Here is a 21,005-nt window from a genome sequence, read left to right on the forward strand (position 1 = left end):
TACCGCGCATATGTATCAATGACATTGATGGTTGGCTACGGCGCGCGGCCGTACCCGGTCGCCTCCGGGCGCTCAGATGCGGGTGCACAGCACGACGGCGGCCGCCCAGTCGCCGTCGTGGGTCAGGGAGACGGGCCAACGGTCCGTAGCGGCGGCACCGGTACCGAGGGATTCGATAACCGAGGCGGCCACGGTTCCGCTTAAACGCAAGGATGGGCGTCCCCAACGATCACTAATCAGTTCGATCTCCCGCCAGTCCACCGCCTCGGGCGGGAGCTGAGGAGCGAGGGATCGTCCGGCGCGGATGTTGACGGCGCCCGACCAGGCCTTGATGAAGGCCTCCTTCGCGGCCCAGCGCCCGGCCAGGTGCTCGGCCTGCGCCGAGCCGGTGGCGTCGGCGCGGCGGGCGGCCTCACGCAGCTCCCGGGCGGTGAAAGCCCGCTCGGCGAAGACGGTTCCCGGCTGCTCCAACTGCTCGGCCAGGCCGGGCACATGCACCAGGTCCACCCCGACGCCGAGGACCTCACCGTCTTGACGTTCGGGGACGTCGGGCAACCGCGGTTTAACGCCCATAGTGGAGCCTGCACGCAACTACGAGGATGTCGTCCCCAGCCACTGGGTAGACGAGCTTGTGCTCGGCCGTGATGCGGCGCAACCAGTAGCCGCTGAGATTGCCGCGGAGGGCCTCGGGCTTGTCGAGGCCCTCGTTGCCGTGCCGTTGGATGTCCTGGAGGAGGAGGTTGACGCGTTTGAGGACTGGGCGATCTTCGACCTGCCGCCACAGGTAGTCCTCCCAGGCGTGGGTTGACCAGATGAGGCTCATAGCGGGCCTGTTAGTCCTTGCGGGTGTTCACTGGCTCGTGGGCCTTGCCGCGCCCGTCCTCGGGGTCGTTGACGACGTCATTGAGCACCTGGGCGTAGCGCGCGCGGGACTGCGTGTAGGTCATGGTCCTCATGACTCACCTCCTGTGCAGAAAACTGTACGTCACGCTAATTCTTCTTTGTAATCGTGCGTCGCCGACCGAACTCAGCCATCGGGCGCCAGCACGCCTTCACGGGTCTAGTGCGCCGTACCAGCCAGCGGGCAGCCGCATGGTGACTACCGGGAGCACCTCCCGCCACAGCGCGTCCGAGCCCGGAACTGCTTGGAATCCGAGTCGAGCGTAGAAGCGTTGCGCCCCGCGGTTGAAGCGGGCAACTTCCAGGTCGACTGGTCGGGTAGGGTCCAAACCCGTCAAGGCCGCCCGGGCCAACGCGCTGCCGACCCCTTGGCACCGCGACGCAGCGTCTACTTAGAGAGCCTGGAGACACTGGCGATCGGCGTGCACGCGCTGCGCCACTGCCACGCCGACAATGTCGCCATTACGACGGTCCTCGGCAACCATGTACGTGCCCTGTACCCCGCAGACCGCCTCCTGTGCCAAGCGGACGACGCCTTCTTCGCTGAGCCGCGGTGCCCAGAAATCGTCGACCCACTGCCGGGTGAACCCTTCGGGGTGGACATAAGTGTCGCACCAGGCGCGGTACCACACTTCGATGGACGCACGGGCGTCCGCGGCTCGCATGGGGCGCACGGTGAATACGCCGCCATCGCGGGTGTCCGCGTCCTGGTTAATCCTGCTCACCACTGAAATCCTATGGTAGCCGGCTGTTTGTGTTCGATGCCGACCCGCACACACCGGCAGATCCGGAAATCGGGGCGTACTGGCGGCGGCAGTTGTCGAGCCGCATACGGCAGCTGGTGGCTCAGACCGGCGGTGTTAGCGCGCCGATTTCAGTCGAGGCCGACTGTGTCGGTGCGCCGAGCACGGTGGTACCAACGGCTGGCCCGAACATGCGTGGTGGCCCCGGGGAGCCGGAGCTCCCCGGGGCCACCACTTCGACCGAACTCGATGGTTAGGCGAGTTCGCCGGTGTGGTAAACGCCGTCGGCGCCGAGGCGGGCCTGCGGGTCGAGCAGCATGGCCGCCTCGACCTCGTGCGGGTCGCGGCCCTTGCGCTCCTCGCCCAGGCGGCGGCCGTCGATCTGCTCAAACAGCGGTGCACGGCCGATCATGCCGGCCCGGCGCTGCCGCGTACCGGCCGCCAGGCGCCGGTTGGCGGAGGCCACCCAGGCGTCCACGGCCTCCTGGCCGCCCTGCGCCCGCAGGGCCGCCTCGAAGGCACCGGGGTGCACGATCGCGATCAGACCGGAGACGTGCCCGAAGCCGAGGCTGGTGAGCAGGCCGGCACGCACCGGACCTGCGCCCGGGACGCGGCCGCCGGCTCCGCCGCGGCCCGCCAGGCGGATCGGGGTGCGCGGCCACACCCAGAAGGCGTCCTTCTCCAGCGGGGCGTCCACCACGTCCAGGCTGGCGTTGCCCGGCGCAATGCCGGTGGCCAGGATCTCGGCCAGTCCGGCCACCTGGAACAGCGCAGCACCGCCCTTGGCGTGCCCGGTGATCGTCTTCTGGGAGACGGCCACCAGCGGGTTGCCCTCACTGCGTCCCAGGGCCCGGGCCAGGCGAGTGTGCAGCTCGGACTCATTGGGGTCGTTGGCATTGGTGGAGGTGTCGTGCTTGGAGATCACGGCGATGTCATCGGCCTCCACGCCCAGAGCGGCCAGGGCCTTGGCCAGGCGGGAGTCCTTGCCGCCGCGGCCCGCGCCCAAGGCTCCCAGCCCGGGGGCGGGGATGGAGGTGTGGGCGCCGTCGGCGTAGGAGGAGACGAAACCGATCACCCCGGCCACCGGCAGGCCCAGGCGGGCCGCCACCGAACCGCGCGCCAGGATCACCGTGCCGCCGCCCTCGGCCTCCACAAAGCCGCCACGACGGCGGTCGTTGGCGCGGGAGAAGTGGCGGGCGGAGATGCCCTTGGCGTACATGGCAGCCGCCTCGGCGGTGGCGTTCATGTTGCCGAAGCCGACCACCGACTCGATCGAGATGTCGTCGATAGCGCCGGCCACGACCACGTCGGCCTTACCGAGTGCGATCTTGTCCCAGCCCTCCTCGATGGACACCGCGGCGGTGGCGCAGGCCGACACCGGCTGCACCATGGAGCCGTAGCCGCCCACATAGGACTGCATGACGTGCGCGGCCACCACGTTGGGCAGGGCCTCCTGCAGGATATCGCTGGGGCGCTCCTCACCGAGGAAGCGGCCAACGAACATCTTGCGCATGGACTCCATGCCGCCGAAGCCGGTTCCCTGAGTGGAGGCCACATCGGAGGGGTGCACTGCCGCCAGCAGCTCGGCCGGGGAGAACCCGGCGGACAGGAAGGCGTCCACCGCGGTCACCAGGTTCCAGGAGGCGATGGTGTCCATGCCCTGCACCATGGAGGCGGGAATGCCCCAACGCTCGGGGTCGAAGTCGACCGGGAACTGGCCGCCCACCGTACGCGACAAAGTGGCGCGGCGCGGCACACGGGCCAACGAACCGGCCAGGCGGGTGACCGTCCACTCCCCCGTGGGCTGGCCATCGGCCAGCTCCGGGGCCACCAGGGTGTGCTCGGGGTCGGTGACCTCGATGGTGCGCGCAGTGACCTCGTCGGCCACGGTAAGGGTGATGTCGTGGTCCAGGTAGACCGCGACCTCCTCGGGGCCCTCGGTGGCGATCACGCCGTCGTCCACGAACTCGCGGATACCGCAACGAGCCACGACCTCGTCCCGGTAGCGCGTGAAGACGTCGGACTCGTCCACGAACTCCCCGTCGGTGTCGTACCAGCCGGCCTTGGGGCTGTCCTGCCAGGTCAGCAGGCCCATGCCCCAGGCGAGTTCGAGCACGCCGGCGGCGGTCAGTTCGACGTCGTCACCCGCACTCATGCCCAGCTCCGCCTCGCGGCGGGTGCGGCCCGATCCCCAGGTGGATACCTCGCCGGTGGAGACGACGACCACCAGGTCTTCCAGGTCCGCGTCCACCTCGCCCCAGTCGGGGGCGGTGGGCTGCGTGGGCACATGCGGGGTGGGCAGCGCCTTGATGGTGGCCTGCGGTTCGGGCTCCGGCTGGGCCGCGGGGGCGGTGGCGCGGGCGCTTTCGCGCAGGGCCACCAGGTCCACGTCGTCGCCCAGGCCGCCGGTCAGGTCGGCTTGCACGGGTGCCTGGGCGGCGCGGCCGCGCACCTCGGTGGTGCATAGCTGCACCAGCTCGGTGGCAATCTCCTGGGTCGACCAGGTGCGCACGCCGGCGGCCTCGACGGCCGCCACCAGCGGGTCGTTACCGCCCATCAGGCCGGTGCCGCGCACCCAGCCGATACGTGGGTGAGCCAGGGTGACGCGTCCGGACCAGTTCTTCTCCGCCCGCCACCGGTTGACCACAGCGTCGAGCGCGGACTTGACCTCGCCGTAGGCGCCGTCGCCGCCGAAAGTGCCGCGGTTGGGCGAGCCCGGCAGCACCACGTGTAGGCGGTGGTCCACATGCGTGTCGGTGCCAATAGCCGACAGCGCGGCGATGGTGCGCTCCACACTCCACAGCAGCAGCCGAGTCTGGGACTCGGCGGCCGGACCGGCATCAGCCAGGGTGCCGACCACGCGCGGCGCGGCGAAGGGGAACAGCAGTGTCGGAACCAGGGCCTCCTTGACCAGCTGGGTGGAGCCGCCGGAGGTTACCGTCTGATCGTTGCCGATCCAGTCGGCCAGGGCGTCAACATCCCGGTAGGAGGCCAGGTTGGCGGGCACCATCCACAGGCGGGCGCCGGCGGAGGCGTGCTCGCGGTACAGGCGGGTGGCGAAGGCCAGCCGCTCATGAGTCAGGCGGGAACTGGTGGCCACAACGGTGGCACCGCCCGCCAGCAGCTCCCCGACCACGGCCGCGGCGATCGACCCGGGGGCCACCCCGGTGACCACGGCGACGTCCTGCGCCCAGCGCACAGAGTCAGCGTCGGCGACCGGTTTGTTTGCGGCCGCGGTGGCGATGGCCTCGGCGATCTCGGCGCGGTCGGCCAGGTCCGTGGAGGACACCCCGGCAGCGTGCGCGGCGCGCAGTTGGCGCGCCCACCAAGCCGCCTGGTCGGCCACTGCGGAGCCCAGACCGGTGAAGCGGGCGGGGGTAAGCAGGGCCCGAGCCTCGGAAAGATCCATCTCGCCGTTGCCCAGACGGGCCAGGTCGTCACGGGCTGACGCCCAGCGGTCGTCGATCAGGACGGCCCGGTCGGCAGAGAAGGCCGGGGTGACGGACTTGACCCAGCCGGTTCCCAGCTCGGCATCGATCGCCTCGACGGCGGCACGAGTAGCCGCGGCCTCGTCGTCGGCATCGGCAGGCACGCCCGCCTTTTCGGCCAGACCGAGCGCATCCAGCAGGGTGCGAGCGGTGGTGGCCAGCACCCCGTCGGCGCCAGTAACCTGAGCGGCGAAGGCGTCCAAGGCGGCGGAGTCGACCACCGCTCCCCCGGTCCCGCCGGCACTCGGCATGGACACCGACACGCCGTGGGCGGAGGCGACCGCCTGGACTGCGGCGTCAATGAGCGCATCGACGGCGCCAGCATTAGTCAGCGGCGCGGAGGAACCCAAGGATGCCAAGTCCTCTCCCCGCATGGAAGCGCCCTCGCGGGTACCCAGGAAGATCTCCGCGGTCACATGTGACACCCAGCCGTCGCCCAGGCCCCAGGTGCCGGTGACGCGGTCGGCGATGCGGCCGGCACGCACCCCGGAGGGACCGAGGATGCGGCCCAGGCCGGTACGGGTGGCGTCTGCCAGCACGGGGCCGAAAGCCTTGTAACCGGGGGCACCCTTGGCGACGATGCCGGCCAGGGTGTTCATGTCCGCGTCGGCGGCCCCATCGATGCTGGCCAGTTGCAGCTCGGTGCCCAGGTCCATCAGCAGCTGGTTGCGGCGCGAGGACACGCCGTTGGTCAGCGATTCGGTGGTGTCAGTGGGGGCGATCTGCTCAGGAAGGATGCGGGCGGCGTGGGCCAGCAGCACAGTGAGGGCGTCGGTGGCGGTAAAGGGCAGGTCCGCGACCGGCCCGGAGGCGGCCGGGGCATTGGCAGCCGGGGCCGCGGGGGCGGCCTCTGCGGGGGTCGGGTCCGGCGCGGCCGCCTCCTGCGCCGGTGCGGCAGCAGAGTCGACGGCGGTGCCGCCGGCCGGTTCGTCCAGGGACTCCTCTTCAAGACCGGGGGCCGGATCGGTGTCGGTGGCCAGCACGCGCGACTCGTCGCGGCGGGCGTTGTGCACCGACACATGCCGGCCGGCGTGCCGTGGCAGTGCCAGGGTGCGGGAGGCGAGGTTTGCCAGCGTCGGGGAGGCGGCCAGACCGACCTCAACCATATGCTCCACGCCCAGGCCACCCTGTTCGGGCGCGTCCAGAAGCACGTCCTGGGTCTCGATCCAGCGTACCGGGGAGGCGAACTGCCAGGCCAGCAGCTCCACTAGCAACTGACGTCCGAGCTCGGTGGGCCGGCTGTCCCACCGCTGCCAGTCGTTGAGGATCTCGCGCACCGGCTCGGAGGGGACCACTTCTAGGATGGCACTGGCGAAGTCACGGGTCAGCGCGAAGGGCCGGGCCACCAGGTTAGGCACGTACCGGCCGACCAGACGGTCCACATCCAAATTCTCGGGGACGAGCGCTAGCAGGCGTTCCCGGAACTCCGGCACACCGGGGCGCAGCACCTCGGAGTGGAAGGGCACATCAATGCCGGGCACGTACATGAAGGGGTTCTTCCCGCCCCGGGCGGTCGCCTTGGCACGCGCGTCGGCCGCCAGCGCCTCCAGGCCCTTGATGGTCCCGGCGACGGCGTACTGCACGCCGGCAAGGTTGTAGTTGACGATCTGCAGGAACTCCCCGGAGGCCTCGGAAACCTGCCGGATGTAGTCCTCCACATCGGCGGCGGGAATGCCCGCCTGGTTGGGGCGCAGGGCACCCATCCGGTAGTTGGAGGCGCCCACCTCGTCACGCGGCACCAGCGAGTGCATGGTGGACCCGCGCTGGAAGACGATCGAGATGGTCGTTTCCACGGACATGACACGCCCGTAAGCGCTCAGGGCCGTGTACTCGCCCAGTGAGTGGCCGGCGAAGGCCGCCGACTCCACCAGGGCGCCGGCCTCGGCCAGGCGGGCAGTGGTGGCCATGGCCACGGTGGCCAGGGCCACCTGCGTGAACTGGGTGAGGTTGAGCAATCCGTCGGGGTGCCGGTAGGTCACCCCCCGGGCGGTCATCTCGGTGGGGTTGTCACGCACCAGCGCGATCACCGAGAAGCCCAGCTCGGCCCGGGTGTGGGCGTCAGCCCGCTCCCACACCTGACGGGCGGCCTTGGAGATGCGCATTTCGTCCAGGCCCATGCCGCGCGCCTGAATCCCCTGGCCCGGGAAGATGTAGGCGGTCGGCTCGGGCTCGGTCACCGCCGTGCCCCGGGAGACGACCTCGTCACCAACCCGGCAGGTCACCTCCAGGACAAGACCGCCGCCGACCACCAGACCGGTGCGCTCCACGCTGATCTGAACCCGGTCGCCCAACTCGACTGGGCCGAGCATGGTGTAGGTCCAGCCGGCGAGCACATGCCGAGTGCCGTCGGTGGCAGTCGCCGCGGCGGCTTGCTGGGCGGTGGCCGACAGCCACATGCCGTGCACCAGGGGGGCGTGCATGCCGGCGACCCTAGCGGCGTGGTAGCTGGTGTGGATCGGGTTGAAGTCGCCGGTGACCCGGGCGAAGGCCGTCATGTCACTGGGTGCGGTCACGGTGATGCGACGCAGCAGCCTGCGGGCGGCGGGCGCCGTGGCCCGGCCGGTACCGCCGGCCTGCTCGGGCGCGGAGGGCACCGCGGTACCGGAGGCGCGGCCGCGGACGGCGAAGCGCTCACGCATGAGCGCGACCAGGCCGCCATCGGCGGTGTCTGTCAGCTGCAGGCGCACGTCCACTACCCGGCCGGCGCTGGACTCCTCCAGCGCGGCCACCCAGCCGTCGACCTGAATGACGCGGTCCGGGCCGGCGTCACTGGCCAGTTCGGCCAGCGGTCGGCGCAGGTCGATAGTGTGATCCAGGTGGACCGCCCCCAGCAGCCCCTCGATCAGGGGCATGCCGTCTTCGACGACACTGCCCAGGGCGGCGTAGACCACCGGCCAGCAGGGACCGAGCAGGGCATCGGGAACCAAAGGCGCTCCGGCCAACGTGGTGGGCAGCGCGTCGGCGGTCACCGCGGCATGATCCGCCCCCAGGGTGTCCGCCAGGGTGAAGCGGGCGTGAACCGTGCCGAAGGGCTGGTGTGCCGGACGGTCGAGAGCGTCGACGGCGCCGGTCAGCGCCGGAACCACTTCGGGTAGCTGCTCCACCAGGTCTCCGGTGATGGAGACGGCGCCGACGCCGGCGGTGGCCCGCAGCAGGTCGTACATGGTCTCACTGATGCGCTCCGGATCCACGAAGGGGGCTGCACCGTCCCAGGCGCGGGCCAGCCGCAACGGCACAACCAGGCGCCGCACCGCGTGAATCGCCTCCCCGCCGGGAGTGTCGTCCCAATGGGTGTCCAGAGTGATATCGAGGTCGTAGGCATCCTGGGCGACATCGGGGCGGGCAACCACCCGGTAGGCGTCGTCGGCCAGTACCCGGGCCGGGTTGGCGGTCAGGTGTCCGTTCCACAGCACGTGGGGGGTGGCCCGCACCAGTTCGGTGGCGTCGGCCACCGGGCGGGAGTCGGCGGCCTTGGAGGCGCCCAGGCGGCCGGCGGCCTCGGTGGGTCGCTGACCGCAGGCGCGCAAGGCGTCGATGACGGCGGATTCGAAGCGTCCCAGCAGCTGTCCGACCGGCTCGTTAATGGTGGTGATTCCGGCCACGGAGACCGGGCCGGGAATGATACGCACCTGGTCGGCGGTGTAACGCGGGTCTTGGGACTGCCACAGCGAGTCGGTGCCCCACCAGCGCAGAATGTCGGCGTCAAGCACGGGCACGAAGGGCACCGGCTTGGGGTGCTTGCGGCACAGGTCGACGAACCAGGCGGCGTCGGCGGGCTCCACTTCGGTGGTGGCGGCCGCCGGATAGCGCTCCGCCAGGGCCGCCAGGGCCGCGTCGGCATCCAGGACGTCGTCCTCACTGGCGAACAGGGTGGGAATTTCACCGTTGTCGGCGTTGCTCAGGCGCGCCTCAATGCGGTGCAGCAGATCGAGGAACCGGTCGTACCAACCCTCATCGGCCCAATCGTCGCGGCCCGCAGCGCGGCCGGCGTGCGGGGACACGCAAAGCTGCGCGTAGCGGGTGGCCCACTCCAGGTAACTCATGTCCTCGACGTCGCCGAAGTAGGGCTTGGCGGTTTTGGCCAGAGCGGCGATCATCTCCTCACGGCGCGCAGTCATGGCGGCGTCGTCACCGGCCAGTTCCTGGATCAGACGCGAGGCGCGGGCGGAGGAGTTGTCGATCTCGTACAGATCTGCCCGCAGGTGGGACAGACCGGAGGTCATGCCTCCGGCGGAGGCGCCGGAGGCGACCCAGCCGCCCTCGTGGGCGGGGTCGATGCCGGGAGTGTCAACCAGCAGCTGCTTGACGTCCTCGTTGGTCTTGGCCTCCAGGCAGGTCATGGCGGCGGTGCCGACGCACACTCCGTCGACGGGGGCGGCCGCAGTGCCGTAAGCCTCGGCCCAGCGCCCGGTGATGTAGTCGGCGGCCCGCTCCGGCGCACCGATGCCGCCGCCCACACACAACACGATGTTGTCCACCGCACGAATGGCGTCGTAGGTGGCCAGGAGCATGGTGTCCAGGTCCTCCCACGAGTGGTGTCCGCCAGCGTGACCATCCTCGATCTGCATGATCACAGGCACATCCGGCACCGCCTTGGCGATGGTGATCACCTGCCGGATCTGGTCTACGGTGCCGGGTTTGAAGGCCACGTAGGGGAAGCCCTCGCCACGCAGGCGGTTAATCAGGGTGACCGCCTCGTCCAGCTCGGGAATACCCGCCGAGATGACCACACCGTCCACCGGGGTGCCGGAGGCACGCGCCTTGGACAGCAGTCGCTGGGTGCCCAGATGCAGGTTCCACAGGTAGCGGTCCATGAACATGGCGTTAAAGGCGGCGGTGCGGCCCGGTTCGAGGGCCTCCTCCAAACCGGCCAGATTGTCGGCCAACACCTTAGCGGTGGTCTGACCGCCGCCGGCCAGCTCCGCCCAGTAGCCCGCATTGGCGGCGGCGGCGACGATCTCCGGGTCCACGGTGGTCGGCGTCATCCCGGCCAGCAAAATGGCGGAGCGGCCGGTCAGGCGGGTGAAGGCCGTGTCGAGCGTGACGCGCCCGTCGGGCAACTGTGTCAGGCGGGGCGCGAAACGGGCCCGGTCCACGGTGGGAACCGGGGCGGCGCCGGGCCGGTCGAGGTCGTCGACATTACGAGCCGTGCCCGCTGGCACCACGGTGACTCCGGTGCCGGCGACCACGGGCTCGGTCAGTCGGGACAGCACCGTGCCCGGACCGAGGTCAACAATGACACCGCGGGCGGTCTCTCCCGAGCCGAGCGCGGCAGAGACCGTGGCCGGCCAGTCGACCGGGTCGATGAGCACGTCGGTGGCCAGCTTGCGGGCCAGGTCCTGATCCAGGTCGGCCCGAGCAGCCCAAGCGACCACATCATCGACGGCGCCGGCCAGCAGCGGGGTGTGGAAGGGCACCGAGGTGGTCAGGAACTCGGTGACAGGGCTCAGGACCGCACCTCCCCGGCGCCGGTCCTTGCGGTCCCTCTCGGAGCGGCGAGCAGCGGCCTCAAGCGCGGTCACGACCCGCTCCAGGTCGGCTGGGCGGCCGGACAGAATATGCGCCAGACGCCCGTTAACCACGCCGACGGCGATCCGCTCGGAGTCGGGCACCCGCGCCAGCACGCCGTCGAGGATCTCGCGAGTCACCCCGCGCACGGACAGCATGGGGGTGGACTCCCCCACGGTGCCGAGGTTGAGGCGACCGGTAGTACGGGCGGCCGCGGCGCCGATCAGGCGGGCGATGGCGTGAACCTGTACGACCGCGTCGGGCACGGCGACCTGTTCCGCCTGCTGGCGCGCGCGGCGCTGCGCCTGAAGCAGGCTGACACCGAGTACACCCTGGGAATGGCCGATCACGGCGCCCGGGGCGTGCTCGCCGGCAGGGTCGACGCCCGCACCGGGGAGACTGGACAGCACGGCGTGCTGGGCGAATAGGATGCCCGGCACGGAAACATCGGCGGTGTCGGCGGTGCCCGGGGCCCCCTGCGGGACGGGCGCAACCGGGGCGCCGGACCCGGTGAAGAAACGCGCCCCCCGCGGCGTCACAGTGAGCAGGTCGGTGGCGACCGGCGCGAGCCGGTCCGCCACGGCGGCGTCAACGGCGACCAGTTCGGCGGCCAGCTCGCGGTCCAGGCCTACCAGTTCCTCCAATGTGGAGCGCCAGGGGGTGGCCTGGCCGCCGAAGGCGAGCACGTAGGGCTCGCCCGCCTTGAGTCGCTCGGCGACGGTGTCGGGGGTGTTGGGCTGGGTGGTCATGCGGTCCTCGGTTATCGGTTCGGTTGTAGTGGTCTTGGGGTTTAGCGGTGGGTTGAACTGCCGGTGAACACCGGTATGCCTACTGGTCATAGGGGTCCGTTGTCGTGCTTCTTGGAGGGGCCGTGCCTCCCGTCGCGCTTGTCGGCCAGCGCGGCCAGAGAGTCCACGATCACGGTGCGCGTGTCCTCGGGGGCGATCACGGCGTCAATCTCCCCGATGGCGACGGCCTTATCCGGGTTGATGACCGTCTGGGTGTACTCCTCAATCAGACGCTGCTGCTCCGCGGCCGCGGCCTGCTCCCCAGAGGTCTCGCGCACGTGCTGCAGCTCGCGGCGGTGAATGATCCCAACGGCACCCTGGGCTCCCAGGACGGCGATCTCCGCCCCGGGCCAGCAGAAGTTGAGGTCCGCGCCGATGGCCTTGGAACCCATAACGATGTAGGCGCCGCCGTAGGCCTTGCGCAGTACCACTGTCACCAGGGGTACGGTGGCGGAGGCGTAGGCGTTGATCACCTTGGCGCCGCGACGGATGATGCCGGCGTGCTCCTGCTCGGCGCCGGGCCGGTAACCGGGCACGTCCACAAAGGTGACCACCGGCAGGCCGAAGGCGTCGCAGAAACGCACGAAACGGGCCAGCTTCTCGGAGGCGTCCACATCTAGGGTGCCGGCATCGACCAGCGGCTGGTTGGCTACCACGCCCACGGGACGGCCCTCGAAACAGGCGAAGCCGACCACCACATTGGCTGCAAAATCCTCCTGCACCTGCACCAACTCCCCGTGGTCGACTACGGCGGACACCACGGCGGTGACGTCGTAGGGCTGGCGGGGGGAGGCCGGCACTAGAGAACCGACCTCGGCGGCGGCATCGCGGTCGGCGGCGCGGTCGGCGTCCTCATAGGCATAGCGGGGGGCCTCCTGCTCGGAGGAGGACGGCAGGTAGGCCAGCAGGGTACGCACCTGGTCCAGGGCGTCGTCCTCATCCTCGGCCACATAGTGCACCACACCGGTGACCGAGCCGTGAATGTCCGCGCCACCGAGCTCCTCCGCGCTAATCCGCTCGCCGGTTACCGCACGCACCACGTCCGGACCGGTGACGAACATGTGGGAGGCCTCGCGGGTGGCGATCACGAAGTCCGTCAGGGCCGGGCTGTACACGGCGCCGCCGGCGCATGGTCCCATGATTACGCTGATCTGCGGCACCAGCCCGGAGGCGGCGCAGGTGCGGTTGAAGATCCGCCCGTACTGGCGCAAAGCTCCCACGCCCTCCTGGATTTTGGCGCCACCGGAGTCGATCAGGCCGATCACCGGAATTGACAGGCGCAGGGCGTCGTCCAGTAGACCCACGATCTTGTCGCCCTCGACGCTGCCCAGGGCGCCTCCGGACACAGAGAAGTCCTGGGAGTAGACCGCCACCTGGCGGCCGCCGATCTGGCCGAAGCCGGTGACCACGCCGGAGGGGCGCGCCCGCTCCCCGGCGCCGGAGCCGGAGTAGCGGCCAACCTCCAGGAAGCTGTCGGCGTCCAGCAGCATGTCGATGCGCTCGCGGGCGGTGTGCTTGCCCTTGGGGTGCTGACGGGCGGCGGCGCGTTCCTCGGCCTCGGCGTCGACTCGGGCGATGCGCTCACGAAATGCCCTGGTCGCCGTGGAGTCGGCCATGGTGGCGTCGAGCCCGGCGGCGCTCACAGTGGTGGTGTCGGTCATGGTCAGGCCTCCTGCCGGGGGTTGGCGGCGAGCTCGGTGTCACGCATGCGCACCAGGATCTCGCCGGCGGTTACGGTGCGGCCGGCGCTCACGGGGATGTCCGCGACGGTGGCGTCTGCGGGGGCGTGCACGTAGTTCTCCATCTTCATGGACTCCAGGACCACTAGTAGGTCGCCTTCACGCACACGCTGGCCCGGGGAGACGCAGATGCGGGTGACAATGGCCTGCATGGGCGCGGCGATCGCGCCCGGATCGCCGCCGCGGGCACTAGACCCCGAGGAGGCACGGCCACGTCCCATCCCCCGTCCGCGCAAGGGCTGCTGGGCGCGCTGACCGCCGCCTGGATAACCCGCACCCAACCGCCGGGCGGGCGCGCCGAGGATCCCGTCGGGGACGGTGATCTGCAGACGTTGGCCGTTTACCTCGACGACGTAAGTGGAGCGGGTGCGGTGGGAGTCGGCCGGGGGCGCATCGGCGTCGGGCTGGCCGGGCGCCGCCAGCTCTGGCAGCACGGCGTCCTCGATCCAGCGGGTGGTCACCTTCATACGACCGTCGGCACCGGGGCGGGCGAAATCCTCCCGCCCCAGCACATGTGCATGCAGGGACGTGCATACGGTCACGCCCTCCACAACCGTCTCCTTCAGGGCGCGCCGGGCCCTGCGGATGGCCTGGTCACGGTCGGCGCCGGTGACGACGATCTTGGCGAGCATGGGGTCGAAGGTCGGCGTGACGGTGTCTCCGGCGACCACACCGGACTCGATGCGAATGCCGGGGCCGGCGGGCCAGCGCAGCCGAGTGATGGTGCCGGTTGAGGGGGTCAGCCCCTGGGAAGGGTCCTCGCAGGTGATGCGCAGTTCCAGGGAGTGCCCACGCGGAGTGGGGATGGTACCGAGGTGACCGCCGGCGGCGATGCGCAACTGCACCTCCACCAGGTCCACGCCGGTGACCTCCTCGGACACGCAGTGTTCCACCTGCAGCCGCGGATTGACTTCAAGGAACCACAAGTCATCGGCGGGGGTGAGCAGGAACTCACAGGTTGCCACACCCACGTAGTCGACGGCGTCGAGCAGCCGCCGGGACGCCTCAACCAGGCGCTCGTGCACGGCATCGGGCAGGAAGGGGGCGGGGGCCTCCTCCAATAGCTTCTGGTTGCGGCGTTGCAGCGTGCAGTCGCGGGTGGAGACCACGGCGAAGTCGCCATGGCGGTCGCGCGCGCACTGGGTCTCGACGTGGCGGGCGGCGGTGACGAACTTCTCCAGAATCAGGGTGCCGGTTCCGGCGGCCGACTCGAAGGCCGGTGTGTTGCGCACCTCGGAGTCGGAGGCAAGCACGGTGATGCCGCGGCCGCCCCCGCCGTCGGTGCGCTTGAGCGCCACCGGGTAGCCATGGGCGTCGGCGAAGGCAATGACCCTGTCGGCATCGGTGACCGCATCGGTGATGCCCGGCACAGGGGCCACGCCGGCGTCCTGCGCAGTGGCACGGGCGCTGAGCTTATCTCCCAGCGTGCGCATTGCCTGCGGCGACGGTCCCACCCAGGTCAGCCCGGCGTCGGCCACCGCCTGGGCGAAGTCAGCGTTTTCGGACAGGAAGCCGTAGCCGGGGTGGACCGCATCGGCTCCGGTAGTGCGGGCAAGCTCCAGGATGGCGGCGGCATCGGTGTAGCCGGAGCCTTCTGGTAGTGCGTAGGCCTCATCAACCAACTCGGCCGCCGGGCTCATCAGATCCTCCGGGGTGTACGGCAGGATTGAGGTGCCGCCGAGGTCCCGTACGGTGCGAGCCACGCGCAGGGCGATCTCGCCGCGGTTGGCGATGAGGATACGGTTGGGGATGCGGTCGTGGCTCGTATCAACGCTCACTGAGCGGCTCCTGGGTGGGTGGTGATCCGGGACGCCCGTCCCCGACTCGGTGACGAGCAGGCACAGAATCGCGTTTGCCTACAAAGGCAACCCGGTTGCCTGAAGGAGCTGGGCATGCAATTCCCGCCTCGGCGCAACGATACGGCCACGCACCGCGGTGGGCCTATTGTGGAATCACCACAAATCCGGTCCGTTGCCTTGAAAACGGCGACCGCGTCTTAGTGGCTGTGCGCCGCGGCGCTTGCGCGCAGGGCGGCGATGGCCGCAGCGGCGTCATCGCTCCGGTAGACGGCGGAGCCGGCGACGAACACGTCCGCCCCGGCCTCGGCCGCACGCGCAATCGTCTGTTCGGTTACGCCCCCGTCGATCTGGATGCGCAACTGTTGGCCGCGCCGACCCACCAGGCGACGGGCGGCGGTGATCTTGTCCAGCATGGGTTCCAGGAAGGACTGCCCGCCGAAGCCCGGCTCCACAGTCATCAGCAGCAGCAGGTCGAGCTCGGCCAACAGCGGCTCCACGGCCGCCAGTGGTGTGGCCGGCCGCAGAGCCAGGCCCACGCCCGCGCCGAGCCGGTGCAGTTGCCCGGCCAGGCGGAAGGGCGCCGCGGTCGCCTCGATGTGGCAGGTGACGATGGCGCAGCCGGTCTCGGCATAAACCGGTGCCCAGCGGTCGGCGTCGGTGACCATCAGGTGCGCATCAACCGGCAGCGAGGTGTGGGCCAGCACGGATTCCACCAGCCCGGGGCCGCCGAACTGGTTGGGCACGAAGTGGTTGTCCATGATGTCCACATGCAGCCCATCGGCAGTGCTGACCCGATCCAGCTCGGCAGCCAGGTGCGCCTGATCGGCGTTGAGAATCGAGGGGTGTATCGCCGGGGTCATAAGGGCTCCTTCGCTGGCACTAAGGGTCATGCGGCACGCCGCAGCAGCGCGCAGAACATGGCATCCGAGTCATCGAGATGCGGCCAGGTCTGGAGCATCTCCCTATCGGCGCCGGCCGGCGGCCGGGGCGCCAACTCGGCGGCCAGGTGCCCGGCGTGCAGTGGTTCAAGCCTGACACCGGCCCGTGCGGCCTGCCTGGTGACATCACGGACCACCAGGCTCGTCTCCAGCACATGCGGCGTGCAGGTCACGTAGGCGACCACACCGCCCGGGCGTACCGCGACGGCCGCGCTCAGCAGCAGTTCACGCTGGAGCTCGGCCAGTGCAGCGACGTCCTGCGGGGTACGCCGCCAGCGGGCCTCGGGACGTCGCCGCAGCGAGCCGAGCCCGGAGCAGGGGGCATCTACCAGGATGCGGTCGTAGGCGCCCGACTCCTGCCGACCGAGGTCCCGCCCGTCGCCGGTGCGCAGCTGTACCACACCGTCGGGCAGGGCCCGCACGGCGCCTTGAACCAGTCCAGTGCGGTGGTCGGCGATCTCGTTGGCCACCAGGGTTGCGCCGCGGGTGGCCGCCAACGCCCCCAACAGGGCCGCCTTGCCGCCGGGGCCGGCGCACAGGTCCAGCCAGCGCTTATCGGCGCCCTCCAGTGGCGCGGCGGCGAGCATAAGAGCCACGAGCTGACTGGCCTCATCTTCCACCCCGGCACGCGAGTCGCGCACGGCCTGGATCCGGCTGGGGTCGCCGCCGGACAGGACGATCGCCTGCGGGCTCAGATCGCCGGGGCGGGTATCGGCGCCAGTGGCGGCGCGGACCTGTTCCGCAAGCTCATCGGGATCGATCAGCCCCGGACGGGCACACAGGGCCACCTGTGGCTCGGTGTTGTCGGCCGCCAGCAGCGCCTCCAGCTCAGCCGCCGGGCGATCATTGACCTTAAGCGCCTGTCGCAGGGCCTTGACCATCCACTGGGGGTGGGAATGGGTGCGGGCCAGCGCCGTTACCTCATCGGGAGCGTTGCGACGCAACTCATCCAGCCAACCGTCCAGGTCCCGTTGGTCAATGCGCCGCATCACCGCGTTGACGAATCCGGCGGCGCCGCGGCCGGCGCTGTAGGCGGCCAGGTCCACGCTGGTTGACACCGCCGCATGCGTGGGCACCCGCATGCCCAGTAACTGATGCGCTCCCAGCCGCAGCACGTCCAGGACCACCGCGTCGATCCGCTCCAGGGGGCGGTCCACACAGGCGGCTATCACGGCGTCGTAGCGGCCCTGCAGACGCAGGGCACCGTAAGTCAGGGCGGTGGCGAAGGCGGCGTCGCGCCGGTCCAGGCGGGCCTGGTCGAGCAGCTTAGGTAGAACCAGATTGGCGTAGGCGTCGTCCTCACGTACCTTGGTCAGGGCGTGCAGGCAGGCTAACCGGGCGGGGTCGGGGGTGGCGTCGTGCTTCATGCGGTGCGATCCTCCTGCGGCTGGGGCCGGCCCAGCACGGTATCGGTGGCGGGCCGGGCGCCGCGCGCCCAGGCGTCGGCGTCCATCCAGTTCCTGCCGGCGGGTGCCACGCGCCCCAGGCGCACGGCGCCGGCGCCGGTTCCGACACGCACCTCATGCTTGGTCACATGCAGGGCTCCGGGAGCCAGATCGGTCACCTCCGGCAAGGGGGTTATGGGACCCAGACGCAGCCGGTCGCCCAGGTAGGTGGTGTGTGCGCCGGGCGCCGGCGTGACGGCGCGGATGCGCCGGTCCACCGCGGCGGCGCTCTCGCTGAAGTCTACGCGGCCGTCCGCACTGGTCAGGACGGGTGCGTGGGTCGCGGCGGCGTCGTCCTGCGGCTCGGGGGCGACCGCGCCGGTCTCCAGGCCGGCCAGGACCTTGAGGACCAGGGGCGCACCGGCCTCGGCGAGTCGGGCGAGCAGGTCACCGGCGGTGTCCGCCGGGCGGATGGCCTCGGTGATGCGGGCGTAGACGGGACCGGTGTCCAGCCCCTCCTCCAGCCGGAACACGCTGGCACCGGTGACCGCATCTCCGGCGATGACAGCGCGTTGTACAGGGGCGGCGCCGCGCCAGGCGGGTAGGAGAGAGAAGTGCAGATTTATCCAGCCGTGTGTGGGAACGTCCAACAGAGCGGCCGGGACCAGCCGGCCGTAGGCGACGACGACGGCGACATCGGCCCGCAGCTGATGCACCCACGTCTGAATATCGGGTTCCCGTAGGTTGGCGGGGGTACGAACCTCCAGGCCGGCAGCGCGGGCGGCGGCGGCGACCGGCGAGGGACTGAGACCACGGCCCCGGCCCCGACGGGCATCGGCACGAGTGAGCACCCCGACCACCTCGTGCTCGCGCGACGATATCAGCGCATTGAGCACCGGCAGAGCCGTGTCGGGGGTTCCGGCGAATAGCACACGCATGGTCTCAGTCTAGAGGTGCGGGCAGCAGGTCCGCCTCGATCAGCACGGTGCGCAGCAGTGCCGCGCCGGTGAAGCGGTGGACACGCATGCCAGCGGCACGGGCCGCCTCGACGTTGACTTGGGAGTCGTCAACGAACAGGGTGCGCTCGGGATCCAGACGGTAGCGGTCCAGCAGCAGGCGGAAGATGGCCGGATCGGGCTTGACCAGGTGTTCGCGTCCGGAGACCACGATGCCGTTGAAGCGATCCAGCAGCGGGGTCAGATGGCGGGTGGCTTCGAACAGTACGTCGTTGAAGTTGGTCAGGGCGTACAGGGGCACCCCGCGGTCCGCCAGCGCTTCAATGACGGCAGCGGTCCCCGGGATGGGACCAGTTTTGGAGTCGATGAAGTGGTCCCAATAAGTGCGCAGAATGCGGTTCCAGTCCGGGCGGCCCGGATGTGCGGCTGACAGCGAGTCCAGGATCTGCTCCAGGGGCACGCCGGCATCCGCCATGGTGTTCCAGCGGTGGAACTCGCCGACCTCCACGAACTCCTGCCAGTCCTTGAGGGGGATGCGTCCGGCGACGGCGCCGACGGCCTCCCACGCATAGATGACATTGCCGTAGTCGAAGACCACGGCCTCAATGCCACCGGGGGTGGCAGACGGCGGTGCGGCGCTCATGGGCACTTACCTACCACAAAACAGTCGGGTCGAGTTCCGCCCGCACCGGCTCCTCTCGGCGAACCGAGGCCTCTCGTGCCTGCAGGCGCAGGAAGTCGGCCAAGTCACGCCCCCGACTCAGGGGGGCGCGGATCAGCCCCCGCATGCCGGCGGCCTCCGGCGCCGGTGCGTATGGAGACGGCGCAGGGGGGGCGCCGTGGCGGGGTGCGACTACCGGGCCGAGAACCTCGAAACCGGCGGCCCTGGCCCGGTCCAACAGCAGTTCCAGGCGCGGGCGCGGCCCGTCCACGCGCGCCGCCCGCCAGGCCGGCGGCAGGTGCAGCTCCGCGCGTTCTTCCAGCTCGCGACGGGCAAATCCGGCATGGTCCCAGCGCACCAGCGCCTGTGCGGCCACCGGATGCGCACCCCCAAGAAGAAAGACCCGCGCGTCCGCAGCCGCCAGCACCGTCGCGTTGGTCCAGTGGCGCAGGGCCTGACTGGATGCTCCCAGATCGGCACGAGATGACAGCGCGGCCGCATCCAGCAGCAGAACCGCCCGGTAACCGCCGTCGGCGGTCGGCTCCGCCCCGGGCGTGGCGATCACCAGGCGCGGGCGGGCATCCACGGCGGTGATCACGCCGTGGTCCTCCCTGGCACCGGAAGCAACCACGGGTATGCCCGGGAAGGCCCGGCCCAGTTCCTCGGCGGTGCGGGTGGTGCCCACCTGCACCAGCCGCAGTCCGGAACCCCCGCATTGCGGGCAGGCCCAGTTCACGGCGCTGCGGGCGCACCAGCGGCAGGTGACTGCACCGTTACGCCCCAGGGACAGAGGACCGGAGCAGGTTGGGCAGCGGGCCACGGCGCGGCAGCGCACACAGGCGACCATGGGTGCATAGCCGCCACGGGGGACCTGGACGAGAACGGGCCCGTGCACCAGCGCCTCGCGTACAGCGCGATGCGCCAGGGACGGGATCCGGGCGGCCCCGGATGGTCCCTCCGCCTCGAGCTCGGGTGCACCTGGTACCTGCACATGGGCAACTGCTGCCCGCCTGGTCTCCCGGTGGGCTTGCAGATCGGTGGCCCAACCCTGCTCCACATAGGCCTGGGCCTCAACCGACCGGGTGTATCCGCCGATCAACAGGCCGGCGCCTTCCAGTCCCGAGCGCAGGGCGAGAACCGTGCGGGCGTGCATATACGGCGCATGCGGCTCGTCCAAGCGGTCGTCGCCATCGTCCCAGATGACGGCCAGCCCAAGATCCTTCACCGGGGCGAAAGCGGCGCCGCGAGTCCCGACCACCACCCGGGCACGGCCCGTCAACGCCTTCAGAAATGCCCGGTAGCGGCGGGCGGGGCCGTGTTCGGCCGATAGCGTCACCACGCTCTCGCCCTCCAGGATCTGCGTCATGGCGGCGGCGACCGCCTCGGCGCGTTCAGTGGTGGCCACCACCACCAACACGCCCCTGCCACCAGCCAGGGCGGCGCGGGCGGCATCGCCTACCAGGTCGAGCCAGCCCGCCACCAGACCCGGTCTGCCGGGCAGCGCGGTCCATACCACTCGGGGCGCCTCACCGGCCGCCAGACCCTGCAGAAAAGCGGGGCCGCCGGCATAGGTCCGCCAGGCCTGGGCCGACGGCGCAGTCCAGGAGGGCGTGGTGGGAGCCTGCCGGTCGCGCTCTTCACGCTCGGTGGTGGCATGACGGGCGGGCACTGCCAGCCGAATGACGTCTGCACGCACCCCGGCGGTGCGTGCGGCCACAGCCTCAACCAGACGCATGGTCTGGGCGGTAAGCACCGGCAGATCGGAGACGACCCGGCGCAGGGGCGCCAGCCTGCCGGGATGGGTGGTGCTTTCTCCACGTTCCCAGATCCAGCCATGCAGGTCCTGGCCGCCGAAGCGGACTACGACCCTGGTGCCCACGGCGGCCGCGACGTCCAGCTCCGGGGTGACCAGATAGTCGAAGAGGCGGTCCAGGTGCGGCACGGCGCTGTCCAGCAGGACGCGGGCGACCGGATGCGACACACCGGCGCCTGCGACCCGGCGTGCGGCGGTTGCGGGGGCGTCCAGGAGCACGCCCTGCTCCGGTGCGCCGGCCGGGGCGGCGCCGGGTGCTTCGCCCATGGCCTCCACCCCGATTCGCT

Annotated in this window: 12 protein-coding genes and 1 pseudogene; all 13 read right to left on the reverse strand. The window is 70.6% G+C overall.

Going from position 1 to position 21,005, the window contains the following annotated elements; genetic code table 11:
• Window positions 1-72: 72 nt before the first annotated feature.
• A complete protein-coding gene (gene acpS / locus CWT10_RS07780) occupies window positions 73-573 on the reverse strand; it encodes a holo-ACP synthase AcpS (RefSeq protein WP_103064422.1) in 501 nt (166 codons plus the stop codon).
• Window positions 563-823: a Txe/YoeB family addiction module toxin gene (locus CWT10_RS07785; RefSeq protein ID WP_103064423.1), complete on the reverse strand. Its 261-nt coding sequence runs from the start codon at window positions 821-823 to the stop codon at window positions 563-565. The genes acpS and CWT10_RS07785 overlap by 11 nt, the downstream gene beginning before the upstream one ends.
• Before the next feature lie 10 nt (window positions 824-833).
• Complete coding sequence (locus CWT10_RS17660; protein WP_269843839.1) at window positions 834-956, reverse strand: hypothetical protein; 123 nt, start codon at window positions 954-956, stop codon at window positions 834-836.
• Between the two features lie 96 nt (window positions 957-1,052).
• Window positions 1,053-1,280: pseudogene (locus CWT10_RS17950) on the reverse strand (GNAT family N-acetyltransferase); the annotation flags it as partial.
• Window positions 1,281-1,292: 12 nt separating this feature from the next.
• A complete protein-coding gene (locus tag CWT10_RS07790) occupies window positions 1,293-1,625 on the reverse strand; it encodes a hypothetical protein (RefSeq protein WP_103064424.1) in 333 nt (110 codons plus the stop codon).
• Between the two features lie 271 nt (window positions 1,626-1,896).
• On the reverse strand, window positions 1,897-11,388 hold the full coding sequence (locus CWT10_RS07795) for a type I polyketide synthase (RefSeq protein ID WP_128683340.1): 9,492 nt from the start codon (window positions 11,386-11,388) through the stop codon (window positions 1,897-1,899).
• An 86-nt stretch (window positions 11,389-11,474) separates the two neighbouring features.
• A complete protein-coding gene (locus tag CWT10_RS07800; protein ID WP_174721952.1) occupies window positions 11,475-13,088 on the reverse strand; it encodes an acyl-CoA carboxylase subunit beta in 1,614 nt (537 codons plus the stop codon).
• A gap of 2 nt (window positions 13,089-13,090) precedes the next feature.
• Window positions 13,091-14,944 carry an acetyl/propionyl/methylcrotonyl-CoA carboxylase subunit alpha gene (locus tag CWT10_RS07805; RefSeq protein ID WP_233188403.1) on the reverse strand — a complete coding sequence of 618 codons (1,854 nt, stop codon included), beginning with the start codon at window positions 14,942-14,944 and terminating at the stop codon, window positions 13,091-13,093.
• 218 nt (window positions 14,945-15,162) lie between these two features.
• Entirely contained in the window at window positions 15,163-15,825 is a 663-nt protein-coding gene (gene rpe, locus CWT10_RS07810) for a ribulose-phosphate 3-epimerase (protein WP_103064425.1), read from the reverse strand.
• Window positions 15,826-15,851: 26 nt separating this feature from the next.
• Complete coding sequence (locus CWT10_RS07815; protein ID WP_103064426.1) at window positions 15,852-17,270, reverse strand: RsmB/NOP family class I SAM-dependent RNA methyltransferase; 1,419 nt, start codon at window positions 17,268-17,270, stop codon at window positions 15,852-15,854.
• Window positions 17,267-18,226, reverse strand: a complete 960-nt coding sequence (fmt, locus tag CWT10_RS07820) for a methionyl-tRNA formyltransferase (protein ID WP_103064427.1) — start codon at window positions 18,224-18,226, stop codon at window positions 17,267-17,269. The genes CWT10_RS07815 and fmt overlap by 4 nt, the downstream gene beginning before the upstream one ends.
• Before the next feature lie 4 nt (window positions 18,227-18,230).
• The gene (locus CWT10_RS07825) at window positions 18,231-18,887 is read right to left on the reverse strand and encodes an HAD family hydrolase (RefSeq protein WP_103064428.1); all 657 of its coding nucleotides are present in this window, start codon (window positions 18,885-18,887) and stop codon (window positions 18,231-18,233) included.
• 10 nt (window positions 18,888-18,897) lie between these two features.
• The gene (locus CWT10_RS07830) at window positions 18,898-20,985 is read right to left on the reverse strand and encodes a primosomal protein N' family DNA-binding protein (RefSeq protein ID WP_158247714.1); all 2,088 of its coding nucleotides are present in this window, start codon (window positions 20,983-20,985) and stop codon (window positions 18,898-18,900) included.
• Window positions 20,986-21,005 lie beyond the last annotated feature (20 nt).

The organism is Actinomyces qiguomingii, assembly GCF_004102025.1.
GTDB classification, from domain to species: Bacteria; Actinomycetota; Actinomycetes; order Actinomycetales; family Actinomycetaceae; genus Actinomyces; species Actinomyces qiguomingii.